General features: G+C 37.7%; 17 protein-coding genes. 4 read left to right on the top strand and 13 right to left on the bottom strand.

Annotation, left to right across the window (positions count from 1 at the left end):
* Nucleotides 1-10: 10 nt before the first annotated feature.
* The 4 genes from EHQ24_RS00220 to EHQ24_RS00235 are packed head-to-tail and all read right to left on the bottom strand — an operon-like array spanning nt 11 to nt 2,860.
* Entirely contained in the window at nt 11-1,588 is a 1,578-nt protein-coding gene (locus EHQ24_RS00220; RefSeq protein WP_135599714.1) for a C1 family peptidase, read from the bottom strand.
* A 9-nt stretch (nt 1,589-1,597) separates the two neighbouring features.
* Complete coding sequence (locus EHQ24_RS00225; protein ID WP_135599715.1) at nt 1,598-2,173, bottom strand: WG repeat-containing protein; 576 nt, start codon at nt 2,171-2,173, stop codon at nt 1,598-1,600.
* A 5-nt stretch (nt 2,174-2,178) separates the two neighbouring features.
* Nucleotides 2,179-2,454: a hypothetical protein gene (locus tag EHQ24_RS00230; RefSeq protein ID WP_135599716.1), complete on the bottom strand. Its 276-nt coding sequence runs from the start codon at nt 2,452-2,454 to the stop codon at nt 2,179-2,181.
* Nucleotides 2,455-2,458: 4 nt separating this feature from the next.
* Nucleotides 2,459-2,860, bottom strand: a complete 402-nt coding sequence (locus tag EHQ24_RS00235) for a hypothetical protein (protein ID WP_135599717.1) — start codon at nt 2,858-2,860, stop codon at nt 2,459-2,461.
* Nucleotides 2,861-3,183: 323 nt separating this feature from the next.
* Between EHQ24_RS00235 and EHQ24_RS00240 the strand changes: the two genes are divergently transcribed.
* From EHQ24_RS00240 to EHQ24_RS00250, 3 genes are all read left to right on the top strand, one after another.
* Entirely contained in the window at nt 3,184-3,366 is a 183-nt protein-coding gene (locus EHQ24_RS00240) for a hypothetical protein (RefSeq protein WP_135599718.1), read from the top strand.
* 79 nt (nt 3,367-3,445) lie between these two features.
* Entirely contained in the window at nt 3,446-4,906 is a 1,461-nt protein-coding gene (locus EHQ24_RS00245) for a RecQ family ATP-dependent DNA helicase (protein WP_135599719.1), read from the top strand.
* A gap of 84 nt (nt 4,907-4,990) precedes the next feature.
* On the top strand, nt 4,991-5,536 hold the full coding sequence (locus tag EHQ24_RS00250) for a chemotaxis protein CheD (RefSeq protein ID WP_135599720.1): 546 nt from the start codon (nt 4,991-4,993) through the stop codon (nt 5,534-5,536).
* Here the strand turns inward: EHQ24_RS00250 and EHQ24_RS00255 are convergent.
* The 7 genes from EHQ24_RS00255 to EHQ24_RS00285 form a co-directional block, all read right to left on the bottom strand.
* Nucleotides 5,533-5,901, bottom strand: coding sequence for a response regulator (locus tag EHQ24_RS00255; protein WP_135599721.1), 369 nt, complete (start codon nt 5,899-5,901; stop codon nt 5,533-5,535). The two genes, EHQ24_RS00250 and EHQ24_RS00255, sit on opposite strands and share 4 nt — an antisense overlap.
* 18 nt (nt 5,902-5,919) lie before the next feature.
* Nucleotides 5,920-6,942 (bottom strand): protein-glutamate methylesterase/protein-glutamine glutaminase, encoded by a 1,023-nt coding sequence (locus EHQ24_RS00260; protein WP_135599722.1) that lies wholly within the window; start codon nt 6,940-6,942, stop codon nt 5,920-5,922.
* Nucleotides 6,942-8,813, bottom strand: coding sequence for a chemotaxis protein CheA (locus tag EHQ24_RS00265; RefSeq protein ID WP_135599723.1), 1,872 nt, complete (start codon nt 8,811-8,813; stop codon nt 6,942-6,944). The genes EHQ24_RS00260 and EHQ24_RS00265 overlap by 1 nt, the downstream gene beginning before the upstream one ends.
* Nucleotides 8,814-8,821: 8 nt before the next feature.
* On the bottom strand, nt 8,822-10,342 hold the full coding sequence (locus EHQ24_RS19495) for a HAMP domain-containing methyl-accepting chemotaxis protein (RefSeq protein WP_135599724.1): 1,521 nt from the start codon (nt 10,340-10,342) through the stop codon (nt 8,822-8,824).
* A 15-nt stretch (nt 10,343-10,357) separates the two neighbouring features.
* The gene (locus tag EHQ24_RS00275; protein ID WP_135599725.1) at nt 10,358-10,882 is read right to left on the bottom strand and encodes a chemotaxis protein CheW; all 525 of its coding nucleotides are present in this window, start codon (nt 10,880-10,882) and stop codon (nt 10,358-10,360) included.
* A gap of 79 nt (nt 10,883-10,961) precedes the next feature.
* Nucleotides 10,962-12,242, bottom strand: coding sequence for a sensor histidine kinase (locus EHQ24_RS00280; RefSeq protein ID WP_244310241.1), 1,281 nt, complete (start codon nt 12,240-12,242; stop codon nt 10,962-10,964).
* A gap of 543 nt (nt 12,243-12,785) precedes the next feature.
* On the bottom strand, nt 12,786-14,180 hold the full coding sequence (locus EHQ24_RS00285) for an Lcl domain-containing protein (RefSeq protein ID WP_167483033.1): 1,395 nt from the start codon (nt 14,178-14,180) through the stop codon (nt 12,786-12,788).
* A gap of 392 nt (nt 14,181-14,572) precedes the next feature.
* Between EHQ24_RS00285 and EHQ24_RS00290 the strand changes: the two genes are divergently transcribed.
* Entirely contained in the window at nt 14,573-14,983 is a 411-nt protein-coding gene (locus tag EHQ24_RS00290; RefSeq protein ID WP_244310242.1) for a hypothetical protein, read from the top strand.
* Nucleotides 14,984-15,006: 23 nt separating this feature from the next.
* Here EHQ24_RS00290 and EHQ24_RS00295 read toward each other — a convergent pair whose 3' ends face one another.
* Nucleotides 15,007-15,378, bottom strand: coding sequence for a high-potential iron-sulfur protein (locus EHQ24_RS00295; protein WP_135599727.1), 372 nt, complete (start codon nt 15,376-15,378; stop codon nt 15,007-15,009).
* Nucleotide 15,379: 1 nt separating this feature from the next.
* Entirely contained in the window at nt 15,380-17,611 is a 2,232-nt protein-coding gene (gene katG, locus EHQ24_RS00300; protein ID WP_135599728.1) for a catalase/peroxidase HPI, read from the bottom strand.
* Nucleotides 17,612-17,797: the final 186 nt, after the last annotated feature.

Genomic DNA, 17,797 nt, shown 5'->3' on the forward strand with positions numbered 1-17,797 from the left:
GATGGTTCTCTTATTCTTTATCAAACTCAACGAATACAAAGTCTATTGTGTTCGGATCATGATCAGTGGAAACCAATTCAATTTTATCTCCATCCTTTCCAAATTGGGATGTTTTCGATAGTTTTGTTTTAGTTGCTGATTGGAATTTTTCTAAATAAGAATTTGATTTAGAGCGATTGACGGTACCATTGATTGATTTGTAGTCTAACTGCTTTTTTGCGAAAACAATAACGATACTATCTTTTTTACCAAAGTTATCCACTTCTAAACTTTGTTTTTTGGGAAAAACTCTTACACCACTGGTTCCGCAATAAGGGCTATGTTTTTCAGTATAGGGAAATAAAACATAGGAGCTACCATCTGTTTCTTGTCCAAAAATATAAAGATATATTGGTTTTTCGTTTTTTACACTGACTTTGAATCGAGTCCCAATTTTAATTGGATTTTTCGTTTTGTAGACATTGTCTTTAATTTGTTCTAATTGGATGAAATCTTTGGTGGCATTGTCGACCAGACCTAGTTGGTAAGAAAAGGTTTCGTTAGGTGCAAAAGTTTTTGGAGGGTAAAGAGCATAGGCCTCTCTCACAAATAGATTAAAATCTTCATAACGAAGCCAAAAAATTCCTTTATGGCCAAATCGTTCTCCCCAGGAATTCATGATTTGGATGGCACCACCTTCTTTGTTATCATCATAACCGATGGCAGTCATTGCATGACCACCCCAGTCTCCCGATGAATCTTTTCCTTTTTTATAACGTTTGACTGCTTTGTAATCCTCTGAAGTGGGAATCCAAACTGCTTTGTTTAGGTCTAAAAAAGTTCCACCAACTTCCATCGAAATCACGACAGGAGAACCTTGAGATAAATATTGTTTTATCGAATCAATGTCTGTTTCGTATTTTTCATCATCTTCTGTTAGTCGCTGATAACCTTCAATTCGAAACTCTTTTGCTTTTTCTTTTTGTTCTGACGAAGGTTTGTTGCGGCACGAATTTTCATTGTAAGGAAATTCTGAAAATTGTAAATTCCCTTGTTTTTTTAAATCTTCCAGTAAGTCGACAGGGTAAGCCCCATCACAATTTCTATCTGTGTTTTGATTGAAAAGGTAAGCAGGACTAAAACTAACTTTGTTTGGATCTTCTCCTGTTGCTTTTGCAAGTAAAATGGTACGAGCTGCATAGGAAACTGCCCAGCCTGTGCATGAACCTTGTTCCCCTTGGCTTTGTCTTCTGGGCGCGTATTTGAGTAACGAAATTTCGGAAGGTAATGTATTCTCAGAATCTTTTGAAAGAGGTTCATAAATAGGAGTTTCGTCATATTTTTTTGCATCAAACTTTGCACCTAATTTATGAGGGCCATCTGACAGAGATTCGGTGGAATGATCTTCTTCTGTATTAGAATCATCTGAAATACTTCCAATACAAATGAGTCCAAGTAGACCTATCAGCAGAATCGGGATCATTACCTTGGGGTATTTGAAAATAAGTCCACCGAGGAAGGCGATAATCGCTATTAGAAAAAAAGAACTTCCTTCTGATTTTGATTCTTCTTCTGGCTCCTTGTCGTCATCTGTCATTCGAATTGGCATTGTGATTCTCTATTTGAAGTTGATTGTGCTTTTTGTTTTGTTGTTGGTAACGTTGGCTGTTTTCTTTTTTGCATCGATGGAATTGATTGATTCAAATTCGATGGGAATGACTAGTTTGCCTGTTTTATTTATTGCACCATACTTTCCTCCTACGATCCTTGAATGTTCTTCCTCTGGTTGTAATTTACAGCCATTACATACGATAGAAAAACCATTTTCGAAAGGAAAAACAAAATCATAAGTTGCTGGGATTTGTTTTTTACAACGAGAATCAAAAAAACCGAACTTACCATTTTCTACAAACCTTGCGAGTTTTTCTGAATAATAATCAGGTCCATTATCATAAACAAAGGTTTCCAAAAGAATTTTGTTTTTGGTATCGATACATACCCACTTGTTCTCATTCACAACAAAACTGACTGATTCTTTAGTGAAGTCCATCACATGTTGGTATTGGGGTTTGATGATGACTTTGCCCGATTTATTTTTAAAACCATAAAGCCCATTTTCTTCAAAAGAGATGGGAAGATTGGGCCTGGCAAATAATGGTATAAAGAGAATGAAGAAAGTAAAAAGAAATTTCATAACACCTACTGATTAAAAATTAGATAATAAACCATTGTAACTAAACCAAGACTTGTAATTAAAGGAACGATGACTCCTGGAAAGGTAAATCCAAAAACCCAAAATAACCCGATGACAAGTCCTATATGAAAACCTATTGGTACTGTAATCATTGTGATCATAGACCAAGCAGGATTTTGATCGAATTGTGCAATGATGAAAGGTCCAAAAAAACCAATGAGCCCACCTAATGCAATGAATCCTGCGATAATCAAAACAGATTTTACGATTGTTCCTATCATAATCTTATTTGACGCAGTTCCAACCAGTCTGCCATTTACGATCGTTTGTGTGGTTCCACTTTCCTTCTAAATGTGTTGGGTCTGGAGTCATACGTTTGATTGCTAGTTTGAACTCAAACGCTCCGGAATCACCAGTTTCTGATTCAGACCAGACCCCACTAAATGTATTGTCAGTGATGGTTCCTCTAATACTCCCTCCGTTGGTATCATAAACACCAGTGACTGAAATTCCATTTTGTTTGAGTGTTAGTTTCCCAAAGTCACCACAATCCCAAGTGCCTGATAAATTTTTTGTAAATCCACCATGTGGTTTTGCTTCATACTGTTGTCCCTTTTGCGCCGTAATGGATACAATCAGCGTAAAAAAAATACAAATCGAAATGATCATTGAGAATTTTAATTTCATCTAGCCTCCTTTAGATTACAAAAGTTTAAAGTTCTAAAATCGATTGTCAAGTTCTTTGGGTATCTTTTCTGTTTTGACTTTGTTCATTTCTTTATAACAAACGGGATTAAAAGTGTAGTTACATTATTAACGTTTAGTATTACACCGTAATTTTTGTAAGATGATTCGTTGGATTTAATACCAGTAGATTCTGTGTGAATGAATCGTTCTTACTTCATTGGTGGAATTATATTGATCAATGGTCGATGTTTTTGCCTTTCCTTGTTCTTCTTTAGGATCGAATTCGATTGACAATCTCCTACTATCCGTTAGCATTCCGGGAAATGTTTCCATGTATTCGTTTAGAAGGATTAACAAAAAAATATTCTGCCGACATTCTGGTTTCTGGATCTACGATTGCTGGTTTAGAAAGGCCTGAATTATTTCAGACTAAGTTTGTTGCGGAAGAAACTGTAAAAGGAAAGCTAAAGCCGATCGAAGTTTTTCTCGTCACACACGAGTCCTAGAATTTTAAAAAAATAAATGACTCTAACTAGGTATTAAGATCATTAGAGTTAGGTATAGACTCTGAATATTGATCATAAAATATCTCTCCCAACATCTTTAGATTTAAAACAGTCTTGTGAAGTTTTTGGTATTTCCCAGTTCCGTGGAAACCAGGAAACTATCATCAAACATGTTCTCTCGAACAAACATACTCTCGTCCTTATGCCGACGGGGATGGGTAAATCTTTGTGTTATCAAATCCCGGCTCTCATTTTGCCTGGAACATGTGTTGTCATTTCTCCTCTGATTGCTCTCATGAAAGACCAAGTCGCTGCCTTACAAAGTAAAGCTGTTCCAACAACATTTATCAATTCGAGTTTGGGAAAAAAGGAAAGGTTGGATCGGTATGAGAAACTAAAATCCGGAGAGTATAAAATAGTATATATTTCACCGGAAAGATTTCAAAAAAAAGAATTTTTGGATGCACTCAGGGGAATCAATATTTCTCTTCTTGCCATTGATGAGGCGCATTGTATCAGCCAATGGGGTCATGATTTTAGGCCTGACTATACTAAGGTTGCTTGGTTTCGTGAAATTTTAGGTTCTCCAACTACAATTGCACTGACGGCAACTGCCTCCAAACGAGTACAAGGCGATATCATCACTCAACTGGGATTTCCCAAAGAGGAAATTCAGATTTTTGATAATGGTTTGTTTCGTCCTAATTTGAAGTTATCTGTAAAGGATTGTTTTGATTCGGAATCAAAATACAAAACAATTTTAGACGATTTAAATCAATCGAAAGGAGCAAGTATTATCTATTTTAGTTTGATTGGCGAATTAGAAAAGTTTAGCCACTTTTTGGATACAAAAAATAAAAGACATTTTTCGTATCACGGCAAACTTTCTCCAGATCAAAGAAATAAAATCCAATCATTATTTCTTAAATCGGAGGAGGGGCTACTACTTGCTACTAACGCTTTTGGAATGGGAATTGATAAACCAAATATTCGTAATATTTACCATGCACAAATTTCAGGGAGTATTGAATCGTATTATCAAGAAATTGGCCGCGCTGGGAGAGATGGGCACCCTTCTGATTGTAGGCTTTATTATTGCCAAGATGATCTCAGTGTACAAATGGAATTTATTGAATGGCAAAACCCAGATGTGTTGTATTTGAAAAAGTTATTTCATACGCTGGTGCAAAAACAAACTGAATTACCAAGTTTGGATTATGAAACTTTACAATCTTATATGACTTATAAGAACAAAGGAGACCATCGAATCCAAACAGCTCTAAGTTTATTGGCAAGCAAAGGTCTTATTTCTGGGGATATCGAACGCGGAACTTTACAAATTGAGTCCACTTGGTCAGATTCGATTTTTTCAGAATCAGAATTATTGGATAAAAAAAAGGAAAACCAGAAACGACTCTATCAAACGGTTCTTTATACAAAAACACAAGATTGCAGAAGAAAGTTTATCCATGAATATTTTGATTCTCCTTTTGAGATTTGTGGGAATTGTGATTTGTGTTTAGGTCGGATCCGCGACTAAATGAATCAGAAAAATAATTTGGAATGACAAATTTATTTCTCCGATAATTATGAAAATATATCTCTGCCTAATGTATCGTTTTCTATGAAACAGCAAGTTTTTCTAAATATTGGTGAAGCTTATTTTACCTCTGGAAATTATGAAGTCCGGACTATTTTGGGATCTTGCGTTTCTGTCTGTTTATTTCACGAAAAAACAAAACATAGCGCCATCAATCATATTCTGTTACCTGGAAGTAACGATAAAATAGAAGAAAAAAAAAGTTCACGGTATGGGATAACTTCTATGGAGCTTATCATCAACGAATTTGTTAAACTCAATATTCCTCGTAACGAATTAAAAGCAAAAATATTTGGTGGATCTCAGACTTTGAAACTAACAACGAGTAATGCTGGTCCTAAAAACGTAACGTTTGTTAAAAGTTTTTTGCAAACAGAAAAAATCCCAATCATCAGTGAAGACACGGGTGGAGAGTTGTATCGAAAGTTGGTTTTCCATACGGATAGTTATGATGTTTTTATAACAAGGTTACCTGCGAACCTATCTACTGAAATTCTCACACAAGAAAGACATTTTGAAACGAAGGTTCGCGAAAGGATGGTTAAAAAAACGGCTATTTATACATTTTAGGTAGTGATCCGTTTCAATACTTCGATCAAATCTTCATCATCAAAAGGTTTGACGATCCAAGCTTTTACACCAGCGTCTTTTCCTGCTTGGCGTAAATGATCGCTAGATTCTGTGGAAACAATCACAATATTGGCTCCAGCTCCTTTTGGGTGTGCTAAAAAATCACGAGATAATTCGATTCCATTTTTTCCTGGCATGTTGACATCAAATACACAACCATCAAAAGGACCATTGAGTTCTAGACTTTTTATTGCCTGCTCTGCATTTTCTGCTTTGAATATTTCGTAACCCTCATCACCAAGTACCATCTCCATGAGTTTTAGGGCAGTTGGTGCATCATCACAAAGTAATATTTTTTTTGACATATTGAATCTCCTCTTTCATTATAAATATTGTAAAATAACATCGGGTATGGCGGAAAGGCTTACTTGTTTTTCTACACCACCTAACAAAAATGCTTCTTTAGGCATTCCGTAAACTACACTAGACTCTTCATCTTGGCCAATGGTTCGTCCGCCAGCATCTCTGATTCCTTTTAATCCACTGGCTCCATCTCTTCCCATTCCTGTGAGTAGAATTGCTAAACAATGATCTCCCATCTTCCCTTTTGAGATTGAGTTGAACATAACATCTACTGATGGACGATGGCCACTAACTTTATCAAACATTTCGATTTCTAAATAATAACGGCCTGCCATACGACGAACAAGAAGATGTTGGTCACCGGGTGCTAAATAAACATGACCTTTTTCTAGAATATCTCCATGCGCGGCTTCTTTTACCGGAAGACCGGTGGTTTGGTTGAGCCTTTGCGCAAACAAGGTTGTAAAATGTTCAGGCATATGTTGTACAACAACAATAGGTGGCAGGTCGTTGGGTAATGCATGTAAAATGAAATCTAATGCTTGGGTTCCCCCAGTTGAGGCTCCAATGGCAATTAGTTTGATGTTTGTTTGTTTGCCTTTTGGGCTTACCAGTTTTGGTTGGGAATTTGTGATGTATTGTTTGGGTTTTGCACCTAAACCTAACTTTTTAATTTTGTTTGTTAGTTCGTCTAACATTCGCAAAAAATCAGCTTCAGTACCATCTGGTTTTTTTACAAAATCCATCGCACCTCTTTCAAGTGCTTGGATTGTTGCATTGGCACCTGTCTCTGTATAGGTGCTAAGCATAATTACTGGAGTAGGGAAGTTGGGCATAAGCCAGTCCAAAAATTCGATGCCTGACATTCCAGGCATGTCCACATCTAAACTAATTACGTCAGGAAGGAGTTGGGGAATCAATCGTTTGGCTTCCAAGGCATTTGCTGCTGTTCCAACAACTTGTATGTTTTTATCACCAATAAACATCTCAGAAAGAACTTTTCGTACAACCGATTGATCATCAACAATGAGTAACTTTATCATTAGTCGATTCTTTGCATTTTTTGAAAAATGGATTTAACATCCAAGATCAAACTAACATTCCCACTGCCGAGAATAGTAAATCCGTTTACCCCATTTGCTTCTTCTAAAATTCCTTGTAGTGGTTTGATGACAACGTTTTGGTTGCCGATGATTTCATCAACTCGGATCCCTATTAGTTTTTTTTCATATTCAAGGACAATCATAAGTGGATCCAAACCATCATAAGGAATTTCTTCTCTGTGGTTTAAAATTTGATTGATGTCAAAGATGGGGATGAATACTCCTCTAACATCGATTACCTTTTGATTGTCTTCCAAGGGAATTTCTTCTCTATCACGAAGGCTAATGAACTCTCTCAGTTCTGTTGTTTGGATTGTAAAAAATTTAAATCCTATGCGAACAACGGTTCCTTCCATAATTCCAAGGGATAATGGAATTCTTAAGATAAAACTAGTGCCCATGCCGTAACGACTATGGATTTCAATTTTTCCGCCCATCCTTTCTACGTTTTGACGAACAATATCCATGCCGACACCACGGCCAGAAATATCCGTTACTGATTCTGCAGTTGAAAGACCCGGTACAAAAATTAGATTATACACTTCTTTATCTGAAAGTTGATCAGTATCACCAGAAAGAATTCCTCTTTCGATTGATTTTTTGATTATTTTTTCTCTGTTCAGTCCTCTTCCATCGTCACGAATCATCACCCAAACTTCGTTAACGGATTGTTTTGCGCTGAGTTGGATGGATCCTACTTCAGGTTTATTTGATAATAAACGTTCTTCTGTGTTTTCAATTCCATGATCGATTGAGTTTCTTAGAATATGTATAATAGGATCTGCAATTAAATCAACAATGGATTTGTCGATTTCAGTTTCTTCTCCACTGATATACAGCGCCACTTTTTTATTGGCTTTTTTTTGTAGATCTCGTATGAGACGAGACATTTTATGAAAAACCCCACTAATTGGTATCATTCGTGTGGAGAGTGCAACTTCTTGTAGATCTAAAACAATTTTACGAAGTCGATTGATCGAAGAATTAAAATCTTCGTTTCGTAACGATTTCAACATCGGGTGTTGGGTCACGTTCGATTCCGCAATGACTAGTTCGCCAACTAAATCCATCAGAGCATCTAACTTTTCATTGGCGACTTTGATTTCTTTTTTGTGGACTGCTGTGGGAGCATTCATTCCATCTTTGTCGATCGGGGTTTTTGTTTGGGTAACTGAATCCTGGAGTTGTTTTTCCGTATTAATTTGAGGTTTAAGAATCTCAGGATTTTTAACTTCTTCAGATTGAGGAGGTGTGGGCGTAGATGACTCACCAAAAATTTCAAATGCTGGTTTTTTTATTACGGATGCGGCAGAAACATTTTCAGATTCTTCTCCAAAAATTTCGTAACTTTTTTTCTTTGGTTCACTTGTTTTGACTTCTGCTTCTGAAACATTTGTATTTTGCATCAATTGCTTGATTTCTCGTTTGAGAACTTCAATGATTGTTTCCGACTCTTCATCTAGTTCCGGGTTAGATTTGGTTTCATCTACCTTTTGTAACAATCTTCGGAGCTGGTCACAGGTGTTAATTAATACTTGGCATATATCTTCGTCCGGCAGTAATTTTTCTTTTCGCAAAATATCCATTAGGGTTTCTGCTTCGTGAGAAATTTTTACTAAACTTTCCAGTTTGAGTAATCCACTAGAACCTTTAAAGGTATGGACGGCCCTGAATAAGTTATTAATTAACTCTTCATCATAATCACCTGATCTATCATTGATTTCTTCAATAGAAAGAATTGCTGATTCGCAAACCTCTATGAGTTCAAATCCCTCAGGGATAAAATCGAGTAAGAGCTGTTCTCTTCCCATAACTTAACTCAGAATTTTTCAGTCAAAGCAGCGTGTTCATGCCCAGAACCAAAAACATTGGAGGATTTATTATTTTTCCCAAATTCAGCTGCAATGTTTTTGAGATCACCAGGTTTGTTCGGAACGTTTTTTTTCTGTTTATTGTGCGTGAGTTTTTCTTTATCAATAGAGACTAGTGTTCCCATAATTTCCATTAGGTGGGTTGATTGTTCTTTTAACTGATTGGAAGTTGCTGCTAACTCTTCAGATGATGATGCTGCAATTTGAGTTGTTTGATCCATTTGAGTCATGGCTAGAGAAATTTGGTTGATTCCTGAGGATTGTTCGCTAGATGCATCGGCGATGGATGAAACTAGTTCCGCGGTTTTTTGAATGCTAGGAACAATTTCTTCAATGACTTTTCCGGCTTCTTCCGCTAGGGAAACACTGTTAAAAGAAAGTTGGTTGATTTCTTGGGCAGCCACCTGACTTCTTTCGGCAAGTTTTCTAACTTCGTCAGCTACGACAGCAAATCCTTTTCCGTGTTTCCCGGCACGAGCTGCTTCGATAGCAGCATTTAATGCAAGTAAGTTGGTTTGGTATGCGATTTCTTCGATGATTTTAATTTTGGAAGAGATATTTTTCATTGCATCAAGAGTTTTAAATACTGATTCTCTACCTTTTGTTGTCTCATTCGCAGACTTTGATGCAATTTCGTTTGTTTCGTTTGCTGCCTGTGAATTTTGGGTAACAGAAGATGACATCTCTTCGATAGAGGCAGTAGACTCTTCGATCGAAGCTGCCTGTTCACTGGCACCTTGGCTAAGAGAAAAAGCCGTAGAAGAAACTTGTTCTGCTGCGGTGGATACAGTGGCTGCAATTTCTACGGCAGAGTTAAGTGCCTTGGTGATGCTTATGATGATCCAAGCAGCGATTAAGGTTGAAATGACAGCAGAAACTACGAAAAGGGCTGCCATAAATATAAAAATTCCTTGGTAAAGTTCGTCAGTCAGTTTGTTGGCTTCGTCCATATCGGCTGCAGCCATAGCAGCAATGTCATCTGCTACCGCATCAAAACGATCTGCCGCTGGGCGACCTTTGGCTGTTGATATGTCTTGTGCTTGTTGGGTTAAATTCTTTAAAGCAACTACTTTGACTAGTTCAAAGGCATCTGCATAATCTTTGAATGCGCTTTTCAGTTCTTCTAGTTTTTCTTTGTCTTTTGGATTCCCAATTTTTTCTAAGTCTGCAATGTATCCAAATAATTCTTTGGTATAAATGGCCCGGTCACTGATTCTTTTATTCATTAATTCGATTGATTGATCAAGAATTAGGTTTTTTTCGTTTCGAGCAAGCCACATAAATTTGGTTCGGATTTTCTCAGATAACTGAACCTTAGGTGAATATATCAAAACCAAATCGGTTACTTTTTGGTTAAAAATATTAACACTGTAAATTCCTGATCCGGTACCTATACCTATGAATAAAACTAACAAACTGAATCCGAGGATCAATTTTCCTTTCACTGTCATGGATTTAAGATTAAACATTTTTTATTCCTCTTTTTATGTTTGATTATTAATTGCTGCATCTAACGCAAGTTGGTCTTCATCTTTAAGAAGGTTTTCGATATTGAGTAAAACTTTTACATCGTCGCTGACCTTTGCTATTGACTTAATGAACTGATTGCCTTGGTGGTCTCCAAATTTTGGAGCTTCTTCCATGTTTGTTGGAGGGATTTTGATTACCTCTTTAACAGTATCAACAATAAGTCCGATGAGTTGTTGGTTTACGTTGAGAATGATGACACAAGTTTTGTCATTGTATCCAATGGATTGCATTCGGAACCGATCACGAACATCGATAAGTGCGATTACTTTTCCTCGAAGATTGATGACTCCTTTGATAAAAGTAGGCATGTCGGGGATTTCTGTTATATTTTGCATCCCTACAATTTCGGTGATGAATTTAATTTCGATCCCGTAACTTCGGTCAGCGAGTGAGAAGATTAAAAAGCGACCGTCTAACGTATCATCGTCATCGTAATCATCATTTTCATCAGAAAGAGAGTCCATATCTAAGTTGTTCATCACGTCACCTACTTGTGATCAAAAAAATCTATTTAAGCCAAAATTATAAAAATCGAAACATTGCTGAATGAATTAGTTTTTAAGAAACAATGTCAAATTCCAAAGTTACAGATACTTCTGACGATTTATCTTTGTAAATATTCGAATCCAAAACACTAAAATAAATTTTTGCGTTCATATCTTCTAAAATTTTTTTAACAATTGGCAATCCAAGCCCTAATCCAAATTCCTCTTTAGAAAACCTTTCATCTACATATCTATTCACACGGTAAAATGGTTGGAATAAAATGATTTCTTCCGATTTTTTGAAATCAAATTGGTGGATGGAAGAATCCATAGGAGAATTTAAAATTTTTAGAGAAAGTTTACTTCCTGCTCTCATAAATAGAATATAGATGCTGGAATTATCTGGCCCATATTTCATCGCATTGATTAAAAGCTCGCGAATGGCAGTTCTTAATAATTTAAAATGACATTTGAAGTGATTATCATGTCCATTTTGTAAGTTAGAGAGATGAAACTTTTGATTTTTGATGGCAGCCATGTCCGAAAGATAACTGACTTCTTCCTGGATCATAGAATGAAGTTCTTTTAATGAAGAAGCTTCCGTCTGGCTGGCACTTCCTTCAAAAACTATTTGTGCTTCCGCTAAGGTTTGAACTAATTTTTTGGTGCTACGGAAGTTGTCGTCAATCAGTTCAAAGATAGCAGAAGGAACTTCATAATGATCGCCTACTTTTTTTGCCTTTCTGATCAAAGAACCAACCGTTGTTACCAGTGCACCAAGTCCAGAGCCTTGCATGAGGGATGTATTGAGATTTGGTAAGGCTTTTTCCATCCAATCTTTATGGTTTCCTTTGCCTTCGATCTCGTGGCGCCAATTAAAGATTTTGATGATTTCTTTATGTAAATTTTCTTCGTATTGTACGACTGCTTTTTCTACTTGGGAAAGGTTCGCTAAAGTTTCAGAGTCTCCCGCGGTTTCCAAAGCAGAGATTAGAAAAAATTTTTGTGTTTGGTTGGGAAATAGAAAAGGAGCTACTTTGATATGCAATTGAAAATTTGAAAAAGAAAAACTAGAGGCAAAGGGAATTTCGGTTTCCATTGCTTTAGTTATGGTTTCTCTCAAGTTTACATAACTTTGAGGAAGTAGTTCTTCAAAAGATTTCCCAATGGTACTCGAATCCAACTGCCAAGGATTTGTTTCTGAGGTATGGATTTCTAAAATTTCTCCAGTGGCTGAGAGCAAGATGTAGGTTCCAGTAGGTAACGAGGGGAATAAAGAACCGGCAAAAGATTTAATCATATCATCCGTGGACATTTCTGTCGTCTCAGCCTCAGGTTTTGAATTAGAATACATTATGAATGGACTCTATTTATAACATAATAAATTCATAAATTCAAGGGGGCGTATGAAAAAAAATTCATAAATTAAGATATAAAGAGGTTTTCAGAACTATGTCGTATAGAATTTTGGAAACTTGATCGGAAACGGCTTTTGGCCAATCTGTTTTCTTGATTCTTTTTTGCAATACACAATTGATTCTATAATTTATAATATATTGATACGCGAATTTTATTATTTTCTGTAGTCTTATTTCCTAGTTAAATCAGTTTTTATACTAAGATGGTACGGTCTGTACGGCTGATTTTATTTACCGTTACCTGCCGCAGTTTTTCTTTGCACACTTAGGGCAGAGTTGTTTGTGTTCTAAATTTGTGAACTATCACTTTTGTACTTTTTTGAAAGCGTTGTAGTGAGAGAAAGGTGATTTGAACCAATTTCAGTTTCCCACCGCTATGAATCAAATGGTCACGGTTGATGGCAAACAACAATGTGGGAGTGAACACCTTGGTCGTTGCCGTTGTTAGAAAGGGAATTAATCCATCGAGAAAATTATGATTATTGCGAGACACAACGAACGTACAAACTATTTACTTTGGCATGGATTTCATAGAAACTATTAAAGGTAGTAGTAAAATTAATATACCAAGCTAGATTTGCATTACTGGCAGCGGTTGTGGACGTCCAATAATACCCGCTAGGACTAGAGACAGTATTTGGGAATACTGTTTGGTTGATGGTCGGTCCTGCTGCCTTTGTATAATCATAGAGACTTGCCAGTTCATTTCGGTTGGGTAATCTCCAGGATTTAGATCCTAAAGATAAAGAATTGCAATAAGTAATAGCATTAGACCAATCGAGAGGGTTTGCTGCCGATGAACAGCTCGAGTCATTATTCTGTCCGTAAGAACATTTTTGCCAAGTAAGTCCGGTTGTATTGTCTTTGATTGTCCCGTCTCCGTGATCGAAAAAGGTAGAAGTTTCTATCGGCGGAAGGGAAGCCACACAGCGACCATGATAGACATTCGATATTGTTGCATAGGAATTGCCACCACTATAGTCAAGATACCATCCGGAACTTAAATTGGAAGGATAGGGAGTGGAAGCCCAATATGCAAAATTGACAGTTGCTGGGAGTGCTGTTGGATCTAGAATAGTTAACGATGATTTACTTGCATCATTTGTACTTAGTAATTCCTTCGCTGTGGACAATCGCCAGGTTTTGTATCCTGCGTATCCATTTCCTGAATTGGCAGTATTGAGTGCATTACAAGATGCAATTAAAGTTGTAATGTCTGCGGTTGTGACACTCGGACTGTTGATTGCGCAAGTTGATCCAGATAAACCTTCGGAACAAGTTTTCCAAAGAATTCCTGTGGCGTTATCCAAAGTAGTGTAATCATTCGGGTAGGATGCGCTCGAATTCGGTGTACCATAACTAATCGACAGACCCGAACCAATGAAGGCATCATCTCCGGCAGTATAAGAAGCCGTTTGTCCCGTTTTTAATGGGATAATGGAATAGGTAGCTTCCGCAATGGGGCTATTCTCCATTCCTAGTTTGGTCGCCACCGCACGGATCCTTTGTCCTGCCAGTAGCCAAATGGAAGAGGCAGAAGTATAGGGAGTAGAACCTGTCGTTGGTAAAGAACCATCCGTTGTGATATAGATGGTGGCCCCGGGTGTGAGGGAGGTTATGGAGATAAAATTAGGTTTCGTATAGTGTCCAGGATTTGGAGAAAACATAGGGATAAATACTTGGTTTAGGTTCAGGCCACAGTGATTGGATGTATTTCCAGAAAGGATTTTGAAAAGGATGGTTTCATAGTAACCACTATACTTTGGGTCGCAAAGGTTTTCCAACTCGGGATTTTTGCAGGTAATGAAAAATACCAGTAAGGAGAAATAAATGAAACGGAAGTTTGTAAGAGAACGTTCATCACTTCGTTTCATATTGATCCTAACCGTCCTTCCAAACCTAAAAAACAGAGTCAAATGGGACATTCCCACCTATAGATTTATGTATAAATCTATAGGGATTCTAAATTTTGAAATCGGAATTTTATTTCGGGAGTCAATAAATTACCAAATTTTTGGCTGAAAACTTCCTTTATTTTATCACTTTGCCGGTTTTGTTTTCTGAAGAAATTATACAAATGCTTAAAAAAAGGGATGGAAGAGGAAATGGGTTTTCTTAGTGTAAATGTGATTCTCATCCTTTCATCAGGATATTAAGGAAGTATTTTTGTATGGGTAATAAATTTTTAAATTCGAATATTTTAATATTTATACGTATTTTTTGTTTTGTTAGTTTTTGTTCGACCGAGCAGATAAAAGATGGGGTGGTGGAAGAGTCAACTCAAACAACCGTCACAAAACGTAATTGGAATCCGACTCCGCAATGTTGTGACCTCCATTCCGGATTTTTAGGAGTGGTTGTCCTTAGTAAAGTTTGTGTTTCCGAAACAGAAACCAAATTGGAATTGTACACAAAAGAATCTAAAAAAGTTTGTGTATTGAAAGAAGGGATGTTGTTTCGCGATGACTTAGGAACATCTTATCCTTTTGTGAAATCTGAAGGTGTGGGACTTTGCCCCAAACGAACACAGATGAAAAATACTCCGTTTACTTTGCATTTTCCGAGTATTCCTTCCGAAACAAAGTCATTCGATTTGATCGAAGATAAAAATGCAAAACATGCCCATAAACCTTGGGTTTTTGAAAAAGTAGATCTGACTCAATGTGTTTGGAAATAAAAATTATTTCCAAACTACTATTACTATTTTAACGACCAAGCAGAACACCAACCTTGTGAAGAAACAAAACCAGAAGAAATGATATTACATTTCCCCCATTTTTCGTTGATCTTTGTATACTGTACGCAGTGTTTACAAAATTGGTTTTTAGATCCTGGTTCTTTTCTTTCTGGATAAAGGGTGAAATCTGTATTTTTGGCATCCTGATGAAACCCTAGTGCTTTTGCTGTTGGATCTGATTCGGAAGCGGGTTTGAATCCTTCTGGCATAGTCTCAGGAAGTTTTTCTTCTGCCACCAAACTAGAAGAGAAACCAAAACCTCCCTCTACAAAATAGAGAGAGGTTACCAAATACAATGTGTTGGTTAAAAAGTCTTTTCGCGAAGTTTTGGGCATTTTACTTCTTCACGTCAAATCGATCTAACATCATCACTTTGTTCCATGCGGCCACAAAGTCTTTAACAAACTTATCTTTACCATCATCTGCCGCATACACTTCGGCAACGGCGCGGAGTTCGGAATGGGAACCAAAAATGAGATCCACAGAAGTGGCAGCCCATTTTTTAGCGCCTGTTTTGCGATCAACACCTTCATATAATCCGTCCGTTTGCGTTGACTTTTGCCATTTTGTCGACATATCGAGTAAGTTGACAAAGAAATCATTGCTGAGAATCCCTGGTCGTGTGGTGAGGATTCCATGTTTCGATTTTCCTGAATTGGCATCGAGAGATCTGAGTCCACCTAGTAACACTGTCATTTCCGGAATGGATAACGACAACATGTTGGATCTGTCAACTAACATCTCTGTAGGTGAAAGAGAGTTACCTGCACCATAATAGTTACGGAATGCATCTGCTTTTGGCTCCAAAACAGAGAATGAATAAACGTCTGTTTGTTCAGCACTTGCATCCGTTCGTCCCGGTGTAAAAGGAATAGAAATTTTGACTCCTGCTTTTTTTGCGGCTTCTTCTATGGCAACATTTCCACCGAGGACAATTAAGTCTGCGAGAGAAATCTTGGATCCTGATTCATTAAAATCGGATTTGATTTCTTCCAGTTTTTTTAATGATTTTGCGAGTTCTTCAGGATCATTGACTGGCCAATTTTTTTGAGGTGCCAAACGAATTCTTGCTCCATTGGCTCCCCCTCGCATGTCAGTACTTCGGAAACTTGCGGCTGATGCCCAAGCAGTTTTCACTAATTCAGGGATACTGAGTCCTGATTTTAGAATTTTGCCTTTGAGGGTATCAATTTCTTTTGCCCCAACTAACTTGTGGTCTACGGCTGGGAGTGGGTCTTGCCAAATGAGAGGTTCTTTTGGTAGATCCTTAGAGATATAACGGGAAAGAGGCCCCATATCTCTGTGAGTGAGTTTGAACCAGGCTTTTGCAAAAGCAAGTTCGAACTCTTTGGGATTTTCTTGGAATTTTTTGGCTATGACTTTGTAACTTGGATCAAATTTTAAAGCCAAGTCGGTTGTAAACATGATGGGTGCATGACGTAATGTTTTGTCATGAGCATCGGGAACCATATTGGCACCGGCTCCATCTTTAGGAATCCATTGGATGGCACCTGCTGGACTTTTTGATTGTACCCATTCAAAACCAAATAGGTTGTTTAGATATTGGGTTGTCCATTTTGTTGGATTGGCAGTCCAGGCCCCTTCGAGTCCACTGGTGATGGTGTCTTCTGCATTTCCTTTTTTATAAGCATTCTTCCAACCAAATCCTTGTTCTTCGATTCCGGCTGCTGCTGGTTCTTTTCCCACATGTTTGGAAGGGTCCGCTTTCCCATGAGCTTTTCCAAAAGTATGTCCACCGGCAATGAGAGCTACGGTTTCTTCGTCATTCATCGCCATTCTTCCAAAGGTATCTCTGATGTCTTTAGCGGCTGCTAGTGGGTCAGGATTCCCATTAGGTCCTTCTGGATTTACATAAATAAGTCCCATTTGTACGGCACCGAGAGGGTTCTTTAGTTTCCTATCACCTTCGTATCGTTCGTCGGCTAACCATTTTTTTTCTGGACCCCAATACACGAGGTCGGCTTCCCAATCATCTGTCCTTCCTCCTGCAAAACCGTAAGTTTTGAAACCCATGGACTCAAGAGCCACATTTCCTGTGAGAACCATAAGGTCGGCCCAAGATATTTTTTTTCCGTATTTCTTTTTGATCGGCCAAAGGAGTCGTCTTGCTTTGTCTAGGTTTGCGTTGTCAGGCCAACTATTGAGTGGTTCAAATCTTTGTTGTCCACCACCGGCACCACCACGACCGTCTGCGATCCGGTAAGTTCCGGCGCTATGCCAAGCCATCCGAATGAAAAATGGCCCGTAGTGACCGTAGTCAGAAGGCCACCAATCTTGCGAGGTCTTCATTAAGGTTTTGATTTCTTCCTTAATTGCCTGGATGTCGAGTTCTTTGAATTCCTTGGAGTAGTTGAATTGTTTTCCCAAGGGGTTTGATTCCGCAGCGTGTTGGCGGAGAGGTGCTAAATCGAGTCTTTCGGGCCACCAAAACTGGTTAGAGTTTCCTTGGCGCTCCATCGAACTCGATGATTCTTTAGTGTCCGCTGCTCCCAGTGAGCTTAAGGAGAGCACTAAAATGGCAATAGCAGGTAGATTAAATGTTCTCATATTGTCCTTCACTTTCTAGATTTAGTTTAGATTTAGAACAAGTCTAACAATGGAAATCAAGCTATTTTTTTAGATTTAGTCTAAATTTATGCAGGAGGGACTACTAAATCTGGTTTTTGTCAATGCGAACGGAAAAAAAATCTGAATCGGATTCTCTATTCGGTTTTTTTTAGGCATTGGGAGTTT

The organism is Leptospira noumeaensis (genome assembly GCF_004770765.1).
Classification (GTDB): Bacteria; Spirochaetota; Leptospiria; order Leptospirales; family Leptospiraceae; genus Leptospira_A; species Leptospira_A noumeaensis.